21 protein-coding genes are annotated in these 21,436 nt (G+C 64.6%); 9 read left to right on the plus strand and 12 right to left on the minus strand.

Annotation, left to right across the window (positions count from 1 at the left end; all coding sequences use genetic code 11):
* Positions 1 to 21 precede the first annotated feature (21 nt).
* Entirely contained in the window at positions 22 to 2,265 is a 2,244-nt protein-coding gene (locus ACSQ3S_RS14655; RefSeq protein ID WP_436142808.1) for a WD40/YVTN/BNR-like repeat-containing protein, read from the minus strand.
* A 505-nt stretch (positions 2,266 to 2,770) separates the two neighbouring features.
* Here ACSQ3S_RS14655 and ACSQ3S_RS14660 point away from each other — a divergent pair.
* Positions 2,771 to 3,226 carry a cache domain-containing protein gene (locus tag ACSQ3S_RS14660; RefSeq protein ID WP_218087694.1) on the plus strand — a complete coding sequence of 152 codons (456 nt, stop codon included), beginning with the start codon at positions 2,771 to 2,773 and terminating at the stop codon, positions 3,224 to 3,226.
* A 52-nt stretch (positions 3,227 to 3,278) separates the two neighbouring features.
* Here the strand turns inward: ACSQ3S_RS14660 and ACSQ3S_RS14665 are convergent, their stop codons facing one another.
* A complete protein-coding gene (locus ACSQ3S_RS14665) occupies positions 3,279 to 3,569 on the minus strand; it encodes a hypothetical protein (protein WP_436142809.1) in 291 nt (96 codons plus the stop codon).
* A 106-nt stretch (positions 3,570 to 3,675) separates the two neighbouring features.
* Positions 3,676 to 4,362, minus strand: coding sequence for a PEPxxWA-CTERM sorting domain-containing protein (locus tag ACSQ3S_RS14670; RefSeq protein ID WP_436142810.1), 687 nt, complete (start codon positions 4,360 to 4,362; stop codon positions 3,676 to 3,678).
* Positions 4,363 to 4,710: 348 nt separating this feature from the next.
* Between ACSQ3S_RS14670 and ACSQ3S_RS14675 the strand changes: the two genes are divergently transcribed.
* Genes ACSQ3S_RS14675 through ACSQ3S_RS14690 form a run of 4 tightly spaced genes read left to right on the plus strand, consistent with a single transcriptional unit; the run spans position 4,711 to position 8,559 of the window.
* Positions 4,711 to 5,547: a hypothetical protein gene (locus tag ACSQ3S_RS14675; protein WP_176650315.1), complete on the plus strand. Its 837-nt coding sequence runs from the start codon at positions 4,711 to 4,713 to the stop codon at positions 5,545 to 5,547.
* Between the two features lie 21 nt (positions 5,548 to 5,568).
* On the plus strand, positions 5,569 to 7,785 hold the full coding sequence (locus tag ACSQ3S_RS14680; protein WP_436142811.1) for a penicillin acylase family protein: 2,217 nt from the start codon (positions 5,569 to 5,571) through the stop codon (positions 7,783 to 7,785).
* Positions 7,782 to 8,087 (plus strand): hypothetical protein, encoded by a 306-nt coding sequence (locus tag ACSQ3S_RS14685; protein ID WP_436142812.1) that lies wholly within the window; start codon positions 7,782 to 7,784, stop codon positions 8,085 to 8,087. The genes ACSQ3S_RS14680 and ACSQ3S_RS14685 overlap by 4 nt, the downstream gene beginning before the upstream one ends.
* A gap of 10 nt (positions 8,088 to 8,097) precedes the next feature.
* Positions 8,098 to 8,559 carry a GNAT family N-acetyltransferase gene (locus tag ACSQ3S_RS14690; protein ID WP_436145021.1) on the plus strand — a complete coding sequence of 154 codons (462 nt, stop codon included), beginning with the start codon at positions 8,098 to 8,100 and terminating at the stop codon, positions 8,557 to 8,559.
* Positions 8,560 to 8,584: 25 nt separating this feature from the next.
* On the opposite strand, the gene ACSQ3S_RS14695 is transcribed toward ACSQ3S_RS14690, so the two are convergent.
* From ACSQ3S_RS14695 to ACSQ3S_RS14710, 4 genes are all read right to left on the minus strand, one after another.
* Positions 8,585 to 8,962 carry an HNH endonuclease gene (locus ACSQ3S_RS14695; RefSeq protein WP_436142813.1) on the minus strand — a complete coding sequence of 126 codons (378 nt, stop codon included), beginning with the start codon at positions 8,960 to 8,962 and terminating at the stop codon, positions 8,585 to 8,587.
* A gap of 40 nt (positions 8,963 to 9,002) precedes the next feature.
* A complete protein-coding gene (locus tag ACSQ3S_RS14700) occupies positions 9,003 to 10,196 on the minus strand; it encodes a trans-sulfuration enzyme family protein (protein ID WP_436145022.1) in 1,194 nt (397 codons plus the stop codon).
* Entirely contained in the window at positions 10,190 to 11,557 is a 1,368-nt protein-coding gene (locus ACSQ3S_RS14705) for a pyridoxal-phosphate dependent enzyme (protein ID WP_436142814.1), read from the minus strand. Before ACSQ3S_RS14705 ends, ACSQ3S_RS14700 begins: the two co-directional genes overlap by 7 nt.
* A gap of 90 nt (positions 11,558 to 11,647) precedes the next feature.
* A complete protein-coding gene (locus ACSQ3S_RS14710) occupies positions 11,648 to 11,953 on the minus strand; it encodes a DUF4148 domain-containing protein (RefSeq protein WP_436142815.1) in 306 nt (101 codons plus the stop codon).
* A gap of 223 nt (positions 11,954 to 12,176) precedes the next feature.
* Between ACSQ3S_RS14710 and ACSQ3S_RS14715 the strand changes: the two genes are divergently transcribed.
* The 3 genes from ACSQ3S_RS14715 to ACSQ3S_RS14725 all read left to right on the plus strand — a co-directional run bounded on the left by ACSQ3S_RS14715 (position 12,177) and on the right by ACSQ3S_RS14725 (position 15,894).
* The gene (locus ACSQ3S_RS14715; RefSeq protein WP_176650329.1) at positions 12,177 to 12,737 is read left to right on the plus strand and encodes a thymidine kinase; all 561 of its coding nucleotides are present in this window, start codon (positions 12,177 to 12,179) and stop codon (positions 12,735 to 12,737) included.
* A gap of 23 nt (positions 12,738 to 12,760) precedes the next feature.
* Positions 12,761 to 13,687 carry a hypothetical protein gene (locus ACSQ3S_RS14720; protein WP_436142816.1) on the plus strand — a complete coding sequence of 309 codons (927 nt, stop codon included), beginning with the start codon at positions 12,761 to 12,763 and terminating at the stop codon, positions 13,685 to 13,687.
* 125 nt (positions 13,688 to 13,812) lie between these two features.
* Positions 13,813 to 15,894, plus strand: coding sequence for a carbohydrate-binding protein (locus ACSQ3S_RS14725; RefSeq protein WP_436142817.1), 2,082 nt, complete (start codon positions 13,813 to 13,815; stop codon positions 15,892 to 15,894).
* On the opposite strand, the gene ACSQ3S_RS14730 is transcribed toward ACSQ3S_RS14725, so the two are convergent.
* Positions 15,866 to 17,251 (minus strand): MFS transporter, encoded by a 1,386-nt coding sequence (locus tag ACSQ3S_RS14730; RefSeq protein ID WP_436142818.1) that lies wholly within the window; start codon positions 17,249 to 17,251, stop codon positions 15,866 to 15,868. The two genes, ACSQ3S_RS14725 and ACSQ3S_RS14730, sit on opposite strands and share 29 nt — an antisense overlap.
* A gap of 125 nt (positions 17,252 to 17,376) precedes the next feature.
* Between ACSQ3S_RS14730 and ACSQ3S_RS14735 the strand changes: the two genes are divergently transcribed.
* Positions 17,377 to 17,919 carry a hypothetical protein gene (locus tag ACSQ3S_RS14735; RefSeq protein WP_176650334.1) on the plus strand — a complete coding sequence of 181 codons (543 nt, stop codon included), beginning with the start codon at positions 17,377 to 17,379 and terminating at the stop codon, positions 17,917 to 17,919.
* Here the strand turns inward: ACSQ3S_RS14735 and ACSQ3S_RS14740 are convergent.
* The 4 genes from ACSQ3S_RS14740 to ACSQ3S_RS14755 form a co-directional block, all read right to left on the minus strand.
* Positions 17,916 to 18,353, minus strand: a complete 438-nt coding sequence (locus tag ACSQ3S_RS14740; RefSeq protein ID WP_436142819.1) for a copper chaperone PCu(A)C — start codon at positions 18,351 to 18,353, stop codon at positions 17,916 to 17,918. The genes ACSQ3S_RS14735 and ACSQ3S_RS14740 overlap by 4 nt on opposite strands.
* Complete coding sequence (locus tag ACSQ3S_RS14745) at positions 18,350 to 18,964, minus strand: SCO family protein (RefSeq protein ID WP_436142820.1); 615 nt, start codon at positions 18,962 to 18,964, stop codon at positions 18,350 to 18,352. The genes ACSQ3S_RS14740 and ACSQ3S_RS14745 overlap by 4 nt, the downstream gene beginning before the upstream one ends.
* Positions 18,965 to 19,047: 83 nt before the next feature.
* Positions 19,048 to 19,410: a DUF2946 family protein gene (locus ACSQ3S_RS14750; protein ID WP_436142821.1), complete on the minus strand. Its 363-nt coding sequence runs from the start codon at positions 19,408 to 19,410 to the stop codon at positions 19,048 to 19,050.
* Between the two features lie 44 nt (positions 19,411 to 19,454).
* On the minus strand, positions 19,455 to 21,425 hold the full coding sequence (locus tag ACSQ3S_RS14755) for a methyl-accepting chemotaxis protein (protein WP_436142822.1): 1,971 nt from the start codon (positions 21,423 to 21,425) through the stop codon (positions 19,455 to 19,457).
* Positions 21,426 to 21,436: the final 11 nt, after the last annotated feature.

The following is a 21,436-nucleotide window of genomic DNA, read 5'->3' on the forward strand; positions in this document are numbered from 1 at the left end:
CGGTTTTTTCTTTAACGCTCCTTAGTTCGGCGAGGTGCCGTAGATGATGCCCCGGCCGCTGTTAGGCGCCACGTACACGGTGCCGAAGGTCTTGGGATCTCCAACCACGATGCTGTAGCCACCCCACTGGTGGGCGTTGTCGTTGATGCGCACCCAGGTGCTGCCGGTGTCGGTGGAGCGGAACAAGCCCGACACGCCGCTGACCGTCCCGGCCAGGTAGATGGCCGGGTAGGACGCGCCGCTGGCAGCCTTGCCGAAGCCGACCGAATTGGCCGCCGTCACCACGCCCGAATACACCTGGCTCCAGCTCGAGCCCGAACTGGTGCTGCGGAACAGGCCGGAGGAAGTGGCCAGCCAGACGTCGCCCTGGTTACCGGCCACGGTCGTCGCCTTGCCGCCGGTCGCCAGGCCGGAGGCGGCCGTGTACCAGTTCACGCCCTTGTTGGCGCTGGCGTAGAAGATGCCGGTGGCCGCATTGTAGGCATAGAACAGGTTGCCGTTCAGGCCGTCCGACAGGATTTGCCACGAGGTGCTGACAGGCAGCCCGGTCGAGGTCCAGCTGGCGCCGTTGTTGGTCGAGTAGGCCGGGGCCACGTCCTTAGGGCCCCAGACGATGGTGCCGCCGTCGGCCGAGATGGCCACCGTGCCGTCGCCCTGGCTGGAACCGGCCTGGTTGGCGAACGGGGTCCAGCTGGTGCCGCCGTTGGTGGAGACGGCGCCGTACACACCGGAGCCGCCGGTGCCGACCCGGACGATCTTGGAGGTCAGCGACTTGGCGTAGTCCAGTCCGGTGCCGTTGCCGCAGATCGGATTGCTCACCATGCCGGCCGCCGGCGACGCCGTCAGGCTGGTGTGCACGAAGCCGCAGATGTCGCCCAGGCCGCTGATCAGCGGCACGCCGGAGGTGGGCGAGATCAGCGCCAGCGTCGCGGTTTCCTCGATGCCGTTGGCGCCGATGGTCCAGTTGGTGGCCTGGCCGCTGTCGGCCGCCGTCAGGTTACTGGTGGTCCACACGGTCTGGCCGGTGCCGTACATCGCGTGCGCCGAGTTGAACGGATCGATTGCGACCTGTCCCCAGTTGCCGAAGCCGGCCGTGGCGGCGCCGAACTTCACCCATGGCGACAGGCTCGGATCGCGGGTGGACGCGGGGCCCACGTCGGTCCAGCTGGAGCCGCCGTTGGTGCTGCGGAACATGGTGTCGCCAGGCCACCAACGGTCCATGGTCATGACCACCAGCGCGCCCGATTTCTTCGGATCGATCGCCAGGCCGCCGTAGCCGAAGGAGTAATTGTTCGGGTTGGCCGGCGTGATGTTTTGCCAGGTATTGCCGCCGACGCTGTACTTCCACACCTGCCCGGTGGTCATGCCGTTGGGCCCGATGGCGTTGCCGTAGGTGATGTAGAGATTGCCGTCGGGGCCGACCTGGCCGTGGTTCGGATATTGGCCGCTGGGGCCGCCCGTGACGGCCGACCAGTGGCTGCCGCCGTCGGTGCTCTTGTACAGCGTGGTGCCGGCCGAGGCGGCGCCGGCGGTGGAGACGCCGGCGAACACGGTCGGCGTCGCGCTGCCGTTGCCGGCCGACGGCTGGTAGTAGGTGACGAAGGCCACGCCGGAACCGCTGCCGTCGTTGCTCAGCGCCGTGAAGCCGCTCAACCGGGTCCAGGTCTGGCCGCTGTTGGTGCTTTTCCAGATGCCGTTGGTGGCGCCCTGGGCGGCATCGTTGAAGGTGCCGTACATCAGCACGGAGCCGAGGTTGGGATCGACCTGCAGTTTTTCGCCGGCGTTGCGGCCGTCGTCGTTGCCGCCGGTGCGGAAGCTGAGCGGATACGAGTTGAAGCTGGCGCCCTGGTTGGACGACACCAGCACGGCGGCGTTGCCGTCCCAGTTCTGGGTGTACATGCCGGCCACCATGTAGAGCATGTTCGCATTGCGGGGATCGACGGCGATGGACTCGATGCCCATCTCGTGCCAGTTGGACGGGGTGGTCCAGTCGTTGAGCGGCACCCAGGTGCTGGTGGCGTTGTTGTAGCGGTAGGCGCCGCCGATGTCGGTGCGGGCGTAGAACAGGCCCTGCTGGGCCGGATGGGCGACGATGCCGTCGACGTAGCCGCCGGCCACGACCTTCACATTGCCCCAGGTATAGCTGGCCGCTTGTGCCGGCAGGGCGGAGGCCCAGGCCAGCGCCAGCGTGGACACGGCGAGGGCGCGGCGCAGCCGCGCCCCTCCCGCTCGTTCCGTGATCGGGCCGGAAAGTTGTTTCATCATGAATGATCTCCTCGTTATTGTTGGTGGGTACAGCTGTGTCTGCGCATGCCGTCGCGAAGTGAACGGATGTGCGCGTTCATTCCGTCCGTAAGGGCGGAATCCTGGGCTCCGGCGGCGATGGCGCCACCGGAGGCAAACGGTTGTCGGCTCAGGTAATAAAGGCTGGGGCGAGGCGGAGGGGCGTCATGGTACGGCGCGCATCAGGTGGTGCAGCGGGCATCGACGCGCAAAGGCGTCCGGAACAGTTTTCCATTGCAGCCGTCTCCATATTGTTGTCCCGTGCTGGCCTGGGAGGAAGCACGGAGTGTGCAAACATTGTGCGGAGCACTGCAGAGGTGCGCAATTGCGAAAAGAACCAAGACGGGGTATGAAATTGTCGCCGCGGCCGGCGCAAGCTGCCCGGCTATTGCGGAAATCACGTAGCCGGGTTGTCATCGCCCGCAGGCAACGAACTGATATAGTGGGCGTGCCGCCAATGCAGCGGCGCTTACACTTCGGAGACACCATGAAAAATACGATCCTGTCGGTGCTGCTCGCCACCACCGCACTGTCCGCCGTACCGGCGCTTGCCGCCGACAACTCCGCCGCCGCCATTGCCATGGTGGACAAGGGCGCCGCCTACCTGCAGAAGAATGGAAAGGATGCGCTGATCAAGGAAGTCAACAGCAAGAATCCCGAGTTCATCAACGACACCACCTACCTGACCGTGCGGGCGCTGGATGGCACCCAGCTGGCCCATCCCACCAACCCCAAGCTGGTCGGCAAGAACATGGTGGTGCTGCCTGATGCGGATGGAAAGCTGTTCCGCAAGGAAATCATTGATCAGGCCCAGGCCAAAGGCAAGGGCTGGGTGGATTACCGCTACAACAATCCGGCCAACGGCGACATCGAAAAGAAATCGACTTACTTCGTTAAGCACGGCGATGTCATTCTGGAAGCCGGTATCTATAAAGGCAAATAAGAAGGCAAATAAGCCGCGCGAGGCGGCTTATCTTGGCTGAGGCGTCACAGGCTTATTGGGCTTCAACCAGCTTCAGGCCGCTCCACGACACCGTGGTTACCTCGGTCACCAGCACCATGGCGCCCGGCTTGACGGTTTCGGCCAGGCGGTGGATGGCGTCGCGCACTTCGTTGATCGGCTCGACGCCGCTGTAGCAGTAATTGCCGGGCGGCAGATAGTAGCCCTTGCCGTCATCAGCCTTGATGCCGCCGGCGATGTTATATTTTGACAGTTCCGTGTTCAGGCGGGCGATGGCGTCGCCGTCGGTGTCGTTGAACGCGACGCTGATGATGTAGTTGACCATGGTGTGTCCCTTGTTGAGGAAAGTGCATGATGCGCCAAGGCTTTTGTAAAAGCAACTACCCATAAAAAAACGCGCCGGAGCGCGTTTTTTTATGCGGCAGGCCGTATCAGGCCTTGCGGCGACGGCGCGACATGAAGCCGACCAGGCCGAGGCCGGCGACCATCATCGCGTAGGTTTCTGGTTCCGGTACCGCGGCCACGGCTGACAGCGCGTTGGTCGTGAAGGTGGTGTAGTTGCCGTACTGGTTGTTGACGAATTGCTGTCCGTTAGGTGGCGTGCCGCCGCCGAAGTAGGTCGACAGGCCGACCGCGTTGCTGCCCACCGACACCCCGCTCAGCGTGATGCTGAATTCGGCGGTGCTGCCGATCTGGTACACGGAGCCGGTGTACTGGCCCCACCAGTTGACGGAGGTGTAGCCGGACGGCGCGGTCATGTTCTGGCTCAGGTTGGCGCCAGGCGCGTTCGGATTCAGGCTCAGCTCCAGGCCGTTGGACTGGCCGTAACTCCAGTAACCCTGTCCCGCCAGGTATGGCGCAGGCTCGCTGTGGCCGATCACTGTGGCGCCGGTCGGGATGAAGACCGTCAGGCCGTCGAATCCGGTCTGGCTGCCGTTGCCGTAGCCCTGGCCCAGGTTGGTCACCGCGTAGTTGAAGGTGTAGGTGCCGTTGCTGCCGGTGTAAGAGGTGGTCAGCTGGTACTGGCCGGTGAGATCCGAAACGGTCGCATTGGCGACACCGCAGAAGGCCAGAGCGACTGCCAGTGCGCCGATTTTGAGAGCATTTTTTGCGACCATGTTGTTTCTCCTTTGAATGTTAATTTACTACCATGCATCAACTTTATCATGTCTTTTGGAAAATATCATTGTAAATTTGAAATTAATGTTGTATTGGGGATAATCTAATGTCGTCCAGACAAGAAAAGCCCCGTGCAGGCGGGAACCTGACGGGGCTTTGGGTCAATTGGCGGAGAAAGCTCGTTTGACGAAAAGGATATTAATGAATGAATCTTAAGATTGCCTTAGCGATCAACTTGGTATTCGTCCGGAGGGGCTTTGGCGGCGTGCGCGGATGGTGTAGCATGCTGGACGGCGATTCGGCCGGGCGCACAGGCGCCGGCCCGCCGGGAAATTCAAGGATGAACTATGCAAATCAAAATTAACGAAGTGCTGCGCAGCTATATCGAGCCGCTGACCGAGGCCGAGTACCAGGCCCTGGAGCGCAGCATCCTGGTCGAAGGCTGCCGCGACGCGCTGGTGTTGTGGGAAGACGTGCTGGTGGACGGCCACAACCGCTACCAGATCTGCCAGCAGCACGGTGTGCCGTTCAAGGCCATCGAGAACACCAGTTTCCGCAGCCTCGACGACGTCAAGCTGTGGATGATCGATAACAACCTGGGCCGCCGCAGCATTTCGGACTTCCAGCGCGGCGTGCTGGCGCTGCGCAAGAAGGAAATCGTCGCCGCCCGCGCGGTCGAGCTGGCCGCGCAGGCCGCCGCCGAGGATGCGGCGATCGCGCCGCCGGAGGGCGATGCCGCCAAGGCCAGGCCGGCCGCCATGCCGCTGACCTCGCGCGAGGACATCGCCCGCGCCGCCCGCCTGAGCAGCGCCACTATCAGCCAGATCGAAAAGATCCAGAAGACGGCCACGCCGGAACTGGTGGAGGCGGTGCGCTCGGGCACGATCTCGATCAACGCCGCCGCGACGGTGGCCTCGCTGCCGGAAGCCGATCAGGTGGCGGCGGTGGCCGGTGGCAAGAAGGAATTGCAGAAGGCCGCCAAGGAAGTGCGCGAACTGCGCGCCGCCTCGCGTCCGGCCAAGGAGCCGAAGGAAGCGAAGGAGGGCGGCGAATACGGCCGTCCGCTGACCGAGGTCGAGGAGCTGCGCGCGGAAAACGCCTCGCTCAAGGAAAAGAACGCGGCGCTGCGGGCCGAGATCACCGCGCTGCAACTGCGTATTTCCGAGCTGGTCGACGCCAGCTAATTCAACCACCGGAGCCTGTCCATGCGTCTGCCGTTAGCCCTGATCTGTAGTGTGATAACCAGTGTGGCGGCGGCAGCGCCCACCGTGGACAAGGCTCCGGCGCCCGAGCTGGCGCGCCTGAAGGCGGCGGCGCAGCGCGCCACCATCCTGCGCGACAAATGGGGCATCCCTCACGTCTACGGCAAGACCGACGCCGATGCCGTGTTCGGCCTGATGTACGCGCAGGCCGAGGACGACTTCGGGCGGGTCGAACTCAATTACATCAACGCCATGGGGCGGCTGGCCGAAGTGGAAGGCGAGGCCGAGCTGTATCGCGACCTGCGCATGAAGTTGTTCATCAATCCGGCCGACCTGCAGGAACAGTACCGGCAATCGCCGGCCTGGCTGAAGAAGCTGATGGTGGCGTTTGCCGACGGCTTGAACTACTACCTGGCCACGCATCCGGACGTGAAGCCGGCGCTGATCACGCATTTCGAGCCGTGGATGGCGCTCAGCTTCAGCGAGGGCAGCATCGGCGGCGACATCGAGTCGGTCGACCTGAAGCAGCTGGAAGCGTTGTACGGCAACGGCGCCAAGCTGCCGTTGCCGCCGCCGGTGCTGATGTCGGCGGCGCGCGGCAGCTTCGATCTGGACCAGGAGCCGGGCGGCTCCAACGGCTTCGCCATCGCGCCGTCACTGACCAGGGACGGCCACGCGCTGCTGCTGATTAATCCGCACACCTCGTTCTACTTCCGTCCCGAAGTGCAGGTGCACAGCGACGAGGGCCTGAACGCCTACGGCGCCGTGACCTGGGGCCAGTTCTTCGTCTACCAGGGCTTCAACGACCGTATCGGCTGGATGCACACCTCGGGCGGCGGCGACGTCATCGACGAATACCTGGAAACCATCAGCGAGAAGGACGGCCAGTTCTTCTACCAGTACGGCGCCGAACAGCGGCCGCTGAAGGCGGTCGACATCACGCTGCCGTATAAAACCGCGGCCGGCATGGACAGCAAGGTGGTCAAGGTGTACTACAGCCACCACGGCCCGATCGTGCGCGCGGCCGACGGCAAGTGGATCGCCGTGCGCCTGATGAACGAGCCGCTGAAGGCGCTGACGCAATCCTACATCCGCACCAAGGCGCGCAACTACCAGGCCTTCTACAAGGCCATGGAGCTGCGCACCAATTCGTCCAACAACACCGTGTACGCGGACGCCGACGGCAATATCGCCTACTTCCACGGCAACTTCATTCCGAAGCGCGATCCGAAGTTCGACTGGACGCACCCGGTCGACGGCAGCGATCTGGCCACCGAGTGGCAGGGCCTGCACACGGTCAAGGAGACCATCACGCTGTTCAATCCAAAGAACGGCTGGATCCAGAACACCAACAACTGGCCGTACACGGCGGCCGGCGCGTACAGCCCGAAGGCCAGGGACTATCCGGCCTATATGTCGAAGTACGGCGAGAACGCGCGCGGCATCCACGCGGTGCGGGTGCTGGAGAACAAAAAGAACTTCACCCTGGCCAGCCTGATCGCCGGCGCCTACGACACGCAGCTGCCGGCCTTCGAGCCGCTGCTGCCGCAGCTGTTCGCCGCCTACGACGAACTGCCGGCCGGCGACCCGCTCAAGGCCAGCCTGGCGCCGCAGATCGCCGCGCTGCGCGGCTGGGACATGCGCTACTCGCTGGAATCGGTGCCGACTTCGCTGGCGGTATATTGGGTGCAGGATTTATATACGGCCAACCAGGCGGCGGCCAAGGCGAAAGAGGTGCAGGTGTTAGACTACCTGCAGGCCGCGATCACGCCCCAGCAGCGTTTGCAGGCGCTGGAGCGTGCGACGGCCAAGTTGACCGCGGATTTCGGCAAATGGCAAACGCCGTGGGGCGAGATCAACCGCTTCCAGCGCCTGACCGGCGACATCGTGCAGCCGTTCGACGACAGCAAGCCTAGTTTGCCGGTGCCGTTCGCGTCGGCCAACTGGGGCTCGCTGGCCGCCTACGGCATGACGTCGAAGCAGACCACCAAGCGCATTTACGGTGAGCGCGGCAACAGCTTCGTGGCGGCGGTGGAGTTCGGGCCGCGCATCAAGGCGCGCAGCGTGCTGGCGGGTGGCGAGAGCGGAGATCCGGCCTCGCCGCACTTCTACGACCAAGCCGCGATGTACGCGCGTGGCGAATTCAAGGATGTTCTGTTCTACAAGGCGGACGTGGAAAAGAATTTGGAACGTAAATATCACCCGGGAGATCAGCAATGAATATGACTTCAAAGCCTTTGCATCAGAACGTGTTCGTGGCCGTTTTAGTTGCGATCGCGATGTCCTTTGCCATATCGGCGTCCGCTGCCGACGAGGGTGTGCACCCGGTCGACGAGACCAAGAAGGTTGCCAAGGAAGTCGGCCACGGGGTCAAGAAGACGACCACGGCGATTGGACACGGCTTTCGCGATGGCGCGCGCGCTGTCGGACATGGCGCAAGGAAGGTTACCCGGGACGTCGGGCATGCGTTTCGTGACGGCGCGCATAAGGTGACGGGTAAAAAAGAAAAGGAAAAAGATTAGAGGTTTGAGCGTGACCCAAAGCAAATTAGTCAATTTTCGCCGGGCAAATTCACATGACATTCCGGCGATGTCGACGATTCGGCTGGCTGTTGGCGAGAATGTTCTTTCCGACCCGGGCCGAATCACCGTGCAAATGTACGAAGATTACCTGGAGTTGCTGGGGCGCGGCTGGGTCGCGGAAGTTGACGGGAGTGTCGCGGGATTCTGCTACGCAAACCAGACCAACGCATCAATTTGGGCGCTGTTCATGGCGCCGGAATACGAAGGGCGGGGGCTTGCCAAGCAATTGCTGAACATGGCCGTCGAGTGGCTCTTTGAGCAAGGCCAGGAGTTTGTCCGATTGAGCACCGGGGCGGGAACAAGGGCAGACAGCTTCTATGCCTTGCAAGGATGGACCCGGGAGCGGGTCGATGGAAACGAAGTTTTTTACCTGCTGGCTAGCTCCCGCGTCGCCGTTCAGGCGGCGTCTTAACGCAGCGTTTCGGGGGCAGTTCCCGTTATCCGCCAGGCGCCGCCTCGGCTTCGGCCGGCGCCGGCTCGCGCACCCAGGCCAGGTTCTCGACCTTGTTGTTGCGCAGGTTGCCATCCTTGTGGCGGACGTTTTTCAGGCCGGCCGGATTGGGCAGGTGCGCCTCGGCCACCAGCTGGTGTACCAGGAATTCGCCGGTGAGGCTGCCGACGCGCAGCTTGACCGTCAGGCCTTCCGGCGTCACCTTGGGCCGCAGCACCTTGACCTTCTGGCCGCCGGCCAGCACGCGGCCGTCCTTGGACACCTTGTAAAAATCGCTGCCGGCGATAGGTTTGGCGCTGGCCACGCCGATCGAGTAGATAAAACCGATGGCCAGCACGCCGACTATGATTAAGAGGAATTCCATGTTGTCTCGGACAGAATACTGAATTCCCGCATGGTATCAGCTAAATCGCGTCCAGCGAACGCTGAATATCGGCCCTTAAATCCTCTATATCTTCGATTCCCACCGACAGCCGTATCAGGCCGTCGCCGATGCCCAGCGCGGCGCGCTGCGCCGCCGGGATGCTGGCGTGCGTCATCAGCGCCGGGTGCTCGATCAGGCTTTCGACGCCGCCCAGGCTTTCGGCCAGCGCGAACACCGAGCAGCTTTCGAGGAAGCGGCGGGCGCCCGGCAGGTCGGTGTCCAGGTCGATCGAGATGATGCCGCCGAAACCTTCCATCTGCCGCCTGGCCAGCGCGTGCTGCGGGTGCGACTCCAGTCCCGGGTAGTAGACCTTGCGCACCTTGGGCTGCTGCTCCAGCCAGCGCGCCAGTTCCAGCGCGCTGCGGCAGTGGCGCTCCATGCGGATGGCCAGCGTCTTGACGCCGCGCAGCACCAGGAAGCTGTCGAACGGGCCGGAGATGGCGCCCACCGAGTTTTGCAGGAAGGCCAGCTGCTCGCACCAGGCCTTCTGGTGCGGCTCCGCGCCGACCACGGCGATGCCGCCGATGATGTCCGAGTGGCCGTTCAGGTACTTGGTGGCCGAGTGCACGACGATGTCGAAACCGTGTTCCAGCGGCCGCTGCACCAGCGGGCTGGCGAAGGTGTTGTCGGCCACGGCGATGATGCCGCGCTCGCGGCAGATCTTGCCGATCGCCTGCAGGTCGGCCAGCTTGAGCATCGGGTTGGTCGGCGTTTCGACCCAGACCATCTTCGTCTCGGGCTTGATCGCGGCCAGCAGGTTTTCCGGCTTGGTCAGGTCGACGTAGGTGAAGTCGTGGCCGGCGCTGCGGCGGCGCACGCGCTCGAACAGCCGGTAGGTGCCGCCGTACATGTCGTCGCCGGCGATGATGTGCGAGCCGGCGTCGGCCAGTTCCAGCACCGTCGAAATGGCCGCCAGTCCGGAGGCGAAGGCGAAGCCCTGGGCGCCGCTTTCCAGGTCGGCCACGCAGCGCTCCAGCGCCCAGCGGGTCGGGTTGTGCGAGCGGCCGTAGTCCAGGCCCTTGTGCACGCCGGGGCTGTCCTGCACGAAGGTGGAGGTGGCGTAGATCGGCGGCATGATGGCGCCGGTCGACGGATCGGGCGACTGGCCGGCATGGATGACGCGGGTGGAGAGGGCGGCTTTTTTGTGCTGCTTGTTCAACGGTTCGTTCAAGATAGAGTCCTTCGCAGGTGGTTAAGCAGGTCGAAGCGGGTGATCAGGCCGTAGAAGATGTCGCCGTCGGCCACCACGGCGGTCAGGCCGCGGTCCAGCGTGGCGCGCAGCGCGTGCAGGTCGGCCGCCGGATGCAGGATTTCCAGTCGCCGCGTCATCGTCGCGCCGACCGGGCTGTTGAAGCGCTGCGCCTGCGTGTCCACCGTCAGCAGCAGGTCGGATTCGTCGATGATGCCGACCAGGCGCCCGCCCGACAGCACCGGCAGCTGCGCCACGTCGGCCGCGCGCATGCGGTTGAAGGCGATCATCAGCGTGTCTTCCGGCGAGACGCTGATGACTTCGCCGGCGTCGTAGCGGCGGCCGATCAGGTCGCGCAGGTCGTGTTCCGGCTTGCGCGCCAGCAAGCCCTGGTCGCGCATCCAGCCGTCGTTGTAGACCTTGGACAGGTAGCGCGTGCCGGTGTCGCAGACGAAGCTGACCACGCGCTTGGGCGTGGTCTGTTCGCGGCAGTACTGCAGCGCGGCGGCCAGCAGGGTGCCGGTCGACGAGCCGCCCGGCAGGCCTTCCTCGCGCAGCAGCAGGCGGGCGGTGTCGAAGCTTTGCTGGTCGGTGATGGTGTAGGCCTTGGTCACGCCGCTCATGTCGGCGATGGCGGGGATGAAGTCTTCGCCTATGCCTTCGACCGCCCACGAGCCGCTGGTCTCGGCCACGTGGCCGGTGGCGACGTATTCGGCCAGGATCGAGCCCTTGGGATCGGCCAGGATGAACTCCAGCTCGGGCGCGGTGCGGCGGAAGTAGCGCGTCAGGCCGGTCAGCGTGCCGGACGAGCCGACGCCGACCACGATGGCGTCGACGTCGTGGTCCATCTGGCGCCAGATTTCCGGGCCGGTGGTGGTTTCGTGCGCCAGCGGGTTGGCGGGATTGTTGAACTGGTCGGCGAACCAGGCGCCGGGCAGCTCGGCCGCCAGCCGCGCGGCGTAGTCCTGGTAGTACTCGGGATGGCCCTTGCCGACGTCGGAGCGGGTGGTGCGCACTTCGGCGCCGAGCGCCTTCAGGTGCAGCACTTTTTCGGACGACATCTTGTCCGGCACCACCAGCAGCACGCGGTAGCCCTTGAGCCGTCCGACCAGCGCCAGGCCGAGGCCGGTGTTGCCGGCGGTGGCCTCGATGATGATGCCGCCGGGCTTGAGACGGCCGTCGTTCTCGGCCGCTTCGATCATGGCCATGCCGATGCGGTCCTTGATCGAGCCGCCCGGGTTTTGCGATTCCAGTTTAAGGAACAGCCGGCAAAGGCCGGTGTCGAGACGGGTAATCTCGACCAGTGGCGTATTGCCGATCAGGGTGAACAGTGCCGGTGCGCGCATATGGATCTCCTCGCTGCTTTTTGAGCAAGTATGCGCTTTTTCGGCCGATGCGGTTGCGCGCATCGGCAAGCCGGTTCACTTTGTGGCGAATCAGCGGACGACTTCAGTATCCTGGTCCGGGTGGCCGCTGCGGTAGGCGGCCAGTTCGGCGCGCACCTGGCCCCGGGTCTTGTGCGCGGCGGCGTCGAACACACGTTCCGGATATTGCTCGCCGGAGACGACTTCGCCGCGCTGCTGGGCGAGGCGCAGTTCATTCCGGACCTCGGCCCGGGTTTTGGTCGAGACGAAGCCGGTGTAGCCGGAATAAGTTTCGGCGGATTGCAGCTGCTCCTGCGCCGACGCGGCGGTGGAGGCGAACAGGGCGGCGATGGACAGGGCGATGGCGATGGTTTTCATGGTGATGCTCCTTAAATGATGAGTCGTATGCGGCTGAGTTGTCGGCAATTGGATCGCTAACTAGTAAATGTATTGTAGTTCGCATGCGATTTAATCGCAAGTATATTGAATCTATGCCGCCCATAGGAGAATCCAATCGGCGGGCTGGAGCGGGGGCGCTCTTTTGCCGCGCCACGGTTTATAATCGCGCACTTCAGACGGCACATAACATCCGAAGGCTGCAGTGGCAAAACTCTATTTCCGATATTCCGCGATGAACGCGGGCAAGTCCACCGCCATGCTGCAGGTGGCGCACAACTATGAAGAGCAGGGCCAGAAAGTGCGGCTGTTCACGGCCGCCATCGACAACCGCTATGGCGTCGGCCAGGTCACGTCGCGGCTGGGCCCGCAGCGCCAGACCGAAGTGTTCGACGCCGCCACCAATTTCCTCGACAAGATCGATGAAAAGATCGCCTGCCTGCTGATCGACGAGGCGCAGTTCCTCAGCACGGCGCAGGTGCAGCAGCTGCACCAGCTGGCGCAGGTGCGCGGCATCCCGGTGATCACCTACGGCCTGCGCACCGACTTCCGCGGCGAGCCGTTCCCCGGCTCGGCCTATCTGCTGGCGCTGTCCGACGATATCGAGGAACTGAAGAACATCTGCAGTTGCGGCAAGAAGGCGACGATGAACATCCGCGTCGACCAGGACGGCAAGCGCATGAAAGAGGGCGAGCAGATCAGCATTGGCGGCAACGAGAGCTACCGCCAGGCCTGCGGCCGCTGCTTCTACACCGACAGCCACTAACCATCAACCCGGGAGCGCGTTCGATGCCGTTGTCCGTCACCGATGTGCCCGCGCTGGATAACCGGCACGTCAAGACCAGCACCGAAGACGTGCTGCTCGACCGCGTGGTGCCGGGCGAGATGCTGGTCATCGCGTTCGGCTTCGTGTCGTGGGAGTCGCGGCCGGAATTCGATTTCTATGGACGCCTGAAAAAGCTGGAGCAAAACAGCGGGCGCCATCTCAACAAGATCCTGGTGCGCGATTCCGGCAACGCCTGGTATCACCGCAAGATAGACGGTCTGGGCACGCATCCCGATGAAACGGCCGACAGCCTGCGCGCGCTGGTCCAGGCGATCGCGCCCAGCAAGGTGATCACCATCGGCCAGTCGATGGGGGCGTATGCCGCCATCATGTACGGCCAGCTGCTCGGCGCGCAGCAGATCATCGCCTTCGGCCCCTTGTCCTTCCTCGACGTGCGGCAGGCGCAGCTCTACCACGAGCGGCGCTGGCTGGCGGTGATGCGCGACCTGGCGCAGGATCCGCCGCCGTCCGGCTATTACGACCTGGCCGAACTGCGCCGGGCGAAGGAGGGCGCGCGGCCCGAGCTGCACATCGCTTTCGGCACCAAGCCCGACGGCGTCAACGCCACCGAGTCGGTCAACCTCGACGCCATGCACGCGCACCGGCTGGCCGCCGGCGGCAACTGCACGCTGTATCCGTTCCCATATTCCGGCCATACGGTGGTCCAGCACCTGATCGACACCAGGCGCATCAACGCGCTGCTGGCCAGGCTGATCGCCGGCATCGACATCGCGTCGGAGGCGATGGAGGTCACGCCTGACTGGCACGGCTGGGTCGCGGAAAATCTCCAGCTCGGCGGCGCGCCGGAGGAGCTGGTCGAGACCCTGCGGCATCACGGCTTTTCGCTGGAAAGCAGCCTTGCCGCGGTGACGCGCCTGTCCGGTTCGTAATTTGTGGTGTTCCGTGTTTGTTTGATGTTATAGTTTTTATGCAGATTTGGTAACGTTTCCATTCTATTGTGGAAGCGCTTCCATAAACTGTAGAGCGGTTCTTCATCACAAAAAACGGAGACTACATGAAGACGAAACTGCATCAACGCATCACATCCATGATGGCACTGGCCGGACTGGCGGTAGCCGGTGCCGGCTATGCGCAAACCGTCTTGCCGGGCAAGATAGAGGCGGAAAGCTACACCAGCATGAGCGGCGTCGCGCTGGAGGCGACCACCGACACCGGCGGCGGCAGCGACGTCGGCTGGATCGACGCCAACGACACCATGACCTACAGCATCAACCCCAGCAGCGCCGGCTGGTACACCGTGCAGTATCGCGTGGCTTCGGCCGGCGGCGGCGGCCAGGTCGTGCTGACCCAGAACGGCAAGGCGATCGGCGAAACCACAACGCTGCCCAGCACCGGCGGCTGGCAGACCTGGACCACCGTCAGCTCGCATGTGTTCCTGACCGCCGGCGTGCAAAACCTCACGGTGCAGGCCCGCACGGGCGGCTTCAACCTGAACTGGATGCAGTTTACGCCTGAGACCACCGGCGTGACCTTGCCGGCGATCCGCCAGAACGGCAAGTACTGGGTCGACACCGCCGGCAACCGCGTCAACCTGCGCGGCGTCAACCTGGGCAACTGGCTGGCGCTGGAGATGTGGATGATGAACTCCAACCTGTCCAACAACGGCGCCGGCATCGGCGACCAGTGCCACCTCGAGACTGCGCTCAGCGGGCGCTTCGGCGCGGCGGAAAAAGAGCGGCTGATGTCGGCCTATCGCGACAGCTGGATCACCAGCCGCGACTTCGACCTGATGAAGGGCATGGGCATGAACGTGGTGCGCGTGCCATTCCTGTACAGCCTGGTGGAAGACGACGCCAATCCCTACACGCTGCGTCCCGACGCGTGGAAATACCTGGACTTCGCCATCAACGAAGCCGAGAAGCGCGGCATGTACGTGATCCTCGACCTGCACGGCGCGGTCGGCGGCCAGGCCGCCGCCAGCGAACAGCACGACGGCTGCGTCGGCGCGGCGCAGATGTGGACCAACAACACCTACCGCGACCGCACCAAATGGCTGTGGGACATGATCGCCAGCCGCTACAAGAACCGCACCTCGGTGGCGGCCTACGACCTGCTGAACGAGCCGTGGGGCACGGACGCCACCACCTTGGCCAACTTCGCCTATGAGCTGTTCAACGTGGTGCGGGCCAAGGATCCTTCGCACGTGATCCTGCTGCCGGGCCACAACTCAGGCATCGACGCCTACGGCAACCCGAACACGCGCGGCCTGACCAACGTGGCGTTCTGGATGCACTTCTACCCAGGCCTGTGGGGATGGAATGAAGTGCAGGGCGCCACCGCGCAGGCCAATATGCACGCCAACTGGCTGCACTGCAACACCAGCGGCACCGGCGAGACCTGCGACTGGAACAACAAGCTGACCGGCCTGGCCACGCCGTTCCTGATCGGCGAATTCCAGCCGTGGACGCTGACCGGCAGCTACGGCGGCCAGATCACGCGCAAGACCTACGACATCTACAATATGTACGGCTGGGCCGCGACCAACTGGGCCTACAAGACGGTCAGCTACGGCGGTTCCAACGGCGATACCAGTTCGTGGGGCTGGGGCATGGTCACCAACAGCAGCAACGGCGGCGGCTTCGGCGGGCTGGACGTGGGCAGCGCCACCAACGCCGCCATCGAGAGCTATTTCCGCGGCTTCGGCACCCAGCCATTGGTGCGCAATGAAAGCATCGCCTACTGGATGAACTGGAAGGCCGAGGCGGGCCAGCGCATCGAGGCGGAAATGTTCAACAACCACAGCGGCGTGCGCATGGAAACCACCACCGATGCGGGCGGCGGCTTCAACGTCAGCAACGTCGACACCAACGACTGGATGAGCTATCCGATCAACGTGCCGAAGACCGGCTGGTACAACCTGCAGTTCCGCGTCGCCAGCCCGAACAACGGCGGCCAGCTAGTGCTGAGCAAGAACGCCACCGACCTGGTGGCGCTGACGGTGCCCAACACCGGCGGCTGGCAGAACTGGACCACCATCACCGGCACCGTCTACCTGACGGCCGGCCAGCAGGACCTGGCGATCTTCGTGCGCGCGGGCGGCTGGAACATCAACTGGTGGTCGATGACGGCGCAATAGCGTCCGCCGCGCCGGTGTTGCCGATCTTGCGCAGCACCGGCGTCTTGAATTCGAAGCGCTTGATTTCGCCGACCATCAGCATGTAGCACAGCACGGTGACGGCGGCGTTGGCGCCGACGAACACCAGCGCGCCGGCGAACGAGCCGGTTTCCTGCAGGATGTAGCCGATGACGATGGGCGTGGTGATGCCGGCGGTGTTGCCGAAGGTGTTGAACAGCGCGCCGCTCATGCCGCCCGCTTCCTTGGGCGAGGTGTCCGCCACCACGGCCCAGCCCAGCGCGCCGACGCCCTTGCCGAAGAAGGCCAGCGACATCACCAGCACCACCAGCCAGTCCGCGTCGACGTAGTTACAGACGATCATCGACATCGCCAGCAGCATGCCGCCGACGATGGGCGTCTTGCGCGCCATCGACAGCGACTTGCCGGACTTGATCATGCGGTCCGAGATCACCCCGCCCAGCACGCCGCCGAGGAAGCCCGCCACCGCCGGCAGCGCGGCGACGAAGCCGGCTTTGAGGATGGTCATGTGGCGCTCGGTCACCAGGTAGACCGGGAACCAGGTCAGGAAGAAGTAGGTCAGCGTGTTGATGCAGTACTGGCCGATGTAGACGCCCAGCAGCATGCGGTTGCCCAGCAGCTGGCGGATGCAGGACCAGGTGTCGAGCTCGGTGGTGGCGGCGACCTTGTTCTTGCTTTCCAGGTCCACCAGCGCGCCGCCCGCCTCGATATAGGCCAGCTCGGCAGCATTGATCCGCGGATGATCCTTCGGCCCGTAGACGGTCTTGCGCCAGACGAAGGACATGACGATGCCCAGTGCGCCCATCACATAGAACACGCTTTGCCAGCCGAAGCTGTGCACCAGCCAGCCCATCAGCGGCGCGAACAGCACGGTGGCGAAGTATTGGGCCGAGTTGAAGATGGCGGCCGCCGTGCCGCGCTCGGCGGTCGGGAACCAGGCCGAAGCCAGGCGGCTGTTGCCGGGGAAGGAGGGCGCCTCCGCCGCGCCGATCAGCAGGCGCAGCGTGAACAGTGTGGCGACGGCGGCCGCGCCGGTGAGGAAGCCCACCGTGCCCATCAGCATGGTGAAGGTGGACCACAGGAAGATGCTGAAGAAATACGTGACCTTGGAGCCGAAGCGGTCCAGCAGCCAGCCGCCCGGCAGTTGCGCCAGCACGTAGGACCAGGCAAAGGCCGAGAACACAAAGCCCATCTGCACCGGCGACAGGCCGAGCAGCTTTTTCAGTTCCGGCCCGGCGATCGCGATGGTGGCCCGGTCCGCGTAGTTGATGGTGGTGACGGCGAACAGGATGGCCAGGATCAGCCAGCGGACGCGGCTGGCGGCGGGTTGTGGGGTCATGCGGTCTCCTTGCACTACTTGGTTATGATGGCCTATCATAGCTCAGATGTATGACATCGTACAACTGTGTTCTGGGGTGGCAGAGTCAAATTGACGGCGCGCGGCCGCCGTGCGACGATGCGGCCATGAGCAGCCTGTTTGAATGTAGTACGCTCGCGCCCGCGTGGCTGTGCCACCATCGCGACATCTTGCTGTACCTGGCGCCGTCGCTGTTGCTGGCGCTGCTGATCCGCGCCTTGTCGGCCCGCCATCCCTTCTTTTTCCTGTTCACGCTGGCCGGCACGGTGTGCCATGAATTGGCGCATTTCGTCGCCGGCTTGCTGACCGGCGCCCGGCCGGCCGCCTTCACCGTCATTCCGCGCCGCGTCGGGCAGGGCTGGGAACTGGGCTCGGTGCGGCTGACCCGGGTGCGCTGGTACAACGCGGCGCCGTCCGCGCTGGCGCCGTTCGTGGTCGTGGTGCTGCCGTTTGTGGTGGCCTGGTGGCGCACCCGCGCCGGCCTGCATTTCCAGTGGATCGACGTCGCCCTGGCGTTTGCCGTTGCGCCGCAGTTCCTGGCGTGCTGGCCGTCCACGGTCGACTGGAAAATTTCGCTGCGCTCGTGGCCTTACCTGCTGATCGCCGGCCTGGCGTGGTGGGCGATCGCACAGTGGGCGCCGTGGACTTAATGGTGTCCGGCCGCCGCGTTCAGCGGCCGCACCGGCGCCTCGACGGTGATGCTGCTGCGCACGTGGTTGGCGTCCTCCAGCTCCAGCGTTAGCGGCACCTTGTCGCCGTCCTGCATCACCTGCTTCAATTCCAGCAGCATCAGGTGATAGCCGCCCGGCATCAGCGTGACCGCCTGGCCGGCCGGCAGCGGCAAGCCGTCGATCTGGCGCATGCGCATGATGTCGTCGACCATTTTCATCTCGTGCACCTCGACCGCGCCGGCCAGCGGCGAACTGGCGCCGACCAGGCGGCCGCCGCCGGGCGAGGTCAGCGTCATGAAGGCGCCGGTGGCGTGTTGCTGCGGCACGGTGGCGCGCACCCACGGCTGGCTGACGGTCACCTGGGCGAAGGCGGGCAGGGCTGCGGCGAGCAGCAGGGTGAAGATTTTTTTCATTGGAACAGTCCTTTCAGGAAGCTGGTGGATTTTGCGGGCCGCATCAGCAGTTTCAGGTCGGCCGCGCATTGCTGGGCGGTTTGCTCGTGCTTGAAGGCGAGACGGATCTTGCCTGCGGCGTCGATCGCGTAGGTGATGGCGGTGTGATCCATCGTGTACGAACTGCCGCTGGGCACCTTGCGGTAAAAGATCTTGAAGTCTTTGGCGGCCTGGGCGGTTTGCCGGGCGTCGCCGCGCAGGCCGACGAAGCGGGGATCGAAGGCGCGCATGTATTCGGCCAGCAGCGCGGCGGTGTCGCGTTCGGGATCGACGGTGATGAACAGCACTTGCAGCTGGTCGCCATCGGCACCCAGCAGGCGCTTGATCTCGACCGCGCGCGACAACGCGGTCGGGCAGACGTCCGGGCATTGCGTGAAGCCGAAGAACAGCAGCACGTATTTGCCGCGGTAGTCGCGCAGCGAGACGGACTTGCCGCTGCTGTCGGACAGGCGGAAGTCCGGGCCGATGCTGCTGCCGGTGATGTCGATGCCGGTGTATGCCGGCGCGGCACGGGCAGCATGGGCGGCCAGCGGCAATGCCGCCAGCGCGGCGAGTAGGGTACGGCGATGCATAAATGATCCTGTCGATGAAATCCATGGGCGCACGCCGGCGGCGCCGGGATGGCGCGGCCAGTGGGTGCGAAGTCTCGGGAGTGTCAGGACAGGGCGGGCGGCCCGCGCGGCGCGGCGGAGGGCCAGATGTGCAGCGGGGAAGGCGACTGATAATGCAGCGGCGGATAGCGGTCATGGCCGGCCAGCATCATGACCAGTCCGCGAGCGGCGGGCGGCGGCGCGGCGCCGTCAGTGTGGATGGCGCACAGCACGCAATGCTTGATCGCGTGCGTGGCCGGAGGCGCCTGCTTCGACGGCGCAGCGCTGACGCTGCAAATCTCCAGCGCCAGCGGATCGCGCGACAATTGCGCCATCGCGTGGCCGATCGCCGGCGCAAGCAGGTTCAGCAGGATCGCGATGCAAACGATCAGGCTGCAGCTGCGCCGGTGCCGGAGAAATTTAACCATGCGCAAATTATAAAGCAGAACCGACCCGGGTTTTTTACCGAGTATTAGCGGAGCTTGAACACGCGTACCACTTGTTCCAGGTCGGCGGCCTGGTCCTGCAGCGCGTGGGCCGCTGCGGCGGCTTCTTCCACCAGCGCGGCGTTTTGCTGCGTCACCTGGTCCATCTGTGCGATCGCTTCGTGCACCTGGCCGATGCCGGCGCGCTGCTCTTCGCTGGCGCTGCTGATCTCGGCCATGATGTCGGTCACCCGGCGCACGCTGTCGACCACTTCGCGCATCGTCGTGCCGGCCTGTTCCACCTGCCGGCTGCCTACATCGACCTTGCTGACCGAATCGTCGATCAGCACCTTGATCTCCTTGGCCGCCGTGGCCGAACGCTGCGCCAGGTTGCGCACTTCCGACGCCACCACCGCAAAGCCGCGGCCCTGCTCGCCGGCACGGGCCGCTTCCACCGCCGCGTTCAGCGCCAGGATGTTGGTCTGGAAAGCGATGCCATCGATGACCGAGATGATGTCGACGATCTTGCGCGACGACTGGTTGATCGAGCCCATGGTGTCGACCACCTGCGCCACCACCTCGCCACCCCTGGCGGCGATGCCCGACGCGGCCAGCGCCATCTGGTTGGCCTGCGCGGCGTTGTCGGCGTTTTGCCGGACGGCGCTGCTCAGCTGCTCCATCGACGCCGCCGTCTCTTCCAGGCTGGACGCCTGCTGTTCGGTGCGCGACGACAGGTCGAGGTTGCCCGCGGCGATTTCGTTGGACGCGGTGGCGATCTGCTCGGCGCCCAGGCGCACCTGGCCCACCACGTTGGACAGGTTGTTGCCGATGCCGTTGAGCGCGCGCAGCACCAGGCCGATTTCATCCTTGTGGTCGATTTCCAGATGCACGTCCAGGTCGCCCTGGGCGATGCGGGTGGCGGCCGCCTCGGCGCGGCACAGCGGCCGCGTGACGTAGGCGCGCACCAGCAGGAACAGCAGCACGGCAAACAGCAGCAGCGCGGCCACGCCCAGCATGGCGTAGCGGTTGCGCAGCTGGCCGGCCTCGTGGGTGATTTCCTCGGTGTAGGTGCCGCCGACGATCAGCCAGTTCCACGGCTTGAAGGTGTGGAACTCGACCATCTTTTCGCGCGGCGCGTCGCCGTCCTTGTCGGCCCAGTCGTAGCGCATGCTGCCTTCCCCGGCCTCGAGCATCTCCTTGATGAACGGGCGGCCGTCGCTGCTGCGGGTGTCGATGACGTTGACGCCTTCCTTGGTCGGGTGCACCAGCTCGGTCCCCTGCGCCTTGCCGGGCGCGGCGTTGACGACGTAGATATAGCCGGTCTCGCCGATCCGGATGGCCTTGATTTTTTCCTTCAGCATGGCCATGTTCTTCGAGATGTCGAGGCCGATGAACAGCACGCCGATGACCTTGCCGCCGCTGTCCTTGATCGGGTCGTACTGGGTGATGTATTGCTTGCCGAACAGCGTGGCCAGGCCGATGTAGCTGCCGCCGGCGCGCAGCAGGCTGTAGCTCGGGTGCGCGTGGTCGAGCTGGGTGCCGACGGCGCGCTCGCCGTTTTCCTTCTTCAGCGACGTGCTGACGCGCACGAACTCGTCGCCGCTGGCGGCAAAGATGGTGGCGACCACGCCGGTGTCGCCGGTGAATTTGTCCGGGATGCTGAAGTCCAGGTTCAGCGTCTTGCCGTCGTGCTTGAGCGTGGGCGTGGGTTTGCCGCCGATGTCCACCGTGGTGTCCGGCTCCAGCGTGAACTTGCCGTTGGCGAAGCCGGCCGCGAACAGGCGGGCGAAGCTCGACGCCTCGTTGGTCATCGCCGCGTTGAACACCTCGACGGTATTGCTGATGCCGCCGAGCGTGCTGGCGACGTTGGCCTTGGCGCGCTCCTTCAGCATGGAAGAGGTGCTGGCGTTGATCAGCGTGAGCAATATCGCCAGGATGACGCAGAGCAGGCTCAGCGTGAAAATGGTTATCTTGCTGCCAACGCCCCAGCGGCGCGGATTCAGGGTAAAGGTTTGCATGTTTTTTTTTA

The sequence above is a fragment of the Duganella sp. LjRoot269 genome, assembly GCF_964254095.1.
Lineage (GTDB): Bacteria > Pseudomonadota > Gammaproteobacteria > Burkholderiales > Burkholderiaceae_D > Rugamonas > Rugamonas hordei.

Coding starts and splice junctions, on each gene's coding strand:
- ACSQ3S_RS14665 (WP_436142809.1), bottom strand. CDS start 3,569: ATGGTCAACTACATCATCAGCGTCGCGTTCAACGACACCGACGGCGAC.
- ACSQ3S_RS14745 (WP_436142820.1), bottom strand. CDS start 18,964: ATGCATCGCCGTACCCTACTCGCCGCGCTGGCGGCATTGCCGCTGGCC.
- ACSQ3S_RS14685 (WP_436142812.1), top strand. CDS start 7,782: ATGAATATGACTTCAAAGCCTTTGCATCAGAACGTGTTCGTGGCCGTT.
- ACSQ3S_RS14680 (WP_436142811.1), top strand. CDS start 5,569: ATGCGTCTGCCGTTAGCCCTGATCTGTAGTGTGATAACCAGTGTGGCG.
- ACSQ3S_RS14720 (WP_436142816.1), top strand. CDS start 12,761: ATGCCGTTGTCCGTCACCGATGTGCCCGCGCTGGATAACCGGCACGTC.
- ACSQ3S_RS14735 (WP_176650334.1), top strand. CDS start 17,377: ATGAGCAGCCTGTTTGAATGTAGTACGCTCGCGCCCGCGTGGCTGTGC.
- ACSQ3S_RS14705 (WP_436142814.1), bottom strand. CDS start 11,557: ATGCGCGCACCGGCACTGTTCACCCTGATCGGCAATACGCCACTGGTC.
- ACSQ3S_RS14695 (WP_436142813.1), bottom strand. CDS start 8,962: ATGGAATTCCTCTTAATCATAGTCGGCGTGCTGGCCATCGGTTTTATC.
- ACSQ3S_RS14725 (WP_436142817.1), top strand. CDS start 13,813: ATGAAGACGAAACTGCATCAACGCATCACATCCATGATGGCACTGGCC.
- ACSQ3S_RS14755 (WP_436142822.1), bottom strand. CDS start 21,425: ATGCAAACCTTTACCCTGAATCCGCGCCGCTGGGGCGTTGGCAGCAAG.
- ACSQ3S_RS14750 (WP_436142821.1), bottom strand. CDS start 19,410: ATGGTTAAATTTCTCCGGCACCGGCGCAGCTGCAGCCTGATCGTTTGC.
- ACSQ3S_RS14670 (WP_436142810.1), bottom strand. CDS start 4,362: ATGGTCGCAAAAAATGCTCTCAAAATCGGCGCACTGGCAGTCGCTCTG.
- ACSQ3S_RS14675 (WP_176650315.1), top strand. CDS start 4,711: ATGCAAATCAAAATTAACGAAGTGCTGCGCAGCTATATCGAGCCGCTG.
- ACSQ3S_RS14740 (WP_436142819.1), bottom strand. CDS start 18,353: ATGAAAAAAATCTTCACCCTGCTGCTCGCCGCAGCCCTGCCCGCCTTC.
- ACSQ3S_RS14655 (WP_436142808.1), bottom strand. CDS start 2,265: ATGATGAAACAACTTTCCGGCCCGATCACGGAACGAGCGGGAGGGGCG.
- ACSQ3S_RS14730 (WP_436142818.1), bottom strand. CDS start 17,251: ATGACCCCACAACCCGCCGCCAGCCGCGTCCGCTGGCTGATCCTGGCC.
- ACSQ3S_RS14710 (WP_436142815.1), bottom strand. CDS start 11,953: ATGAAAACCATCGCCATCGCCCTGTCCATCGCCGCCCTGTTCGCCTCC.
- ACSQ3S_RS14660 (WP_218087694.1), top strand. CDS start 2,771: ATGAAAAATACGATCCTGTCGGTGCTGCTCGCCACCACCGCACTGTCC.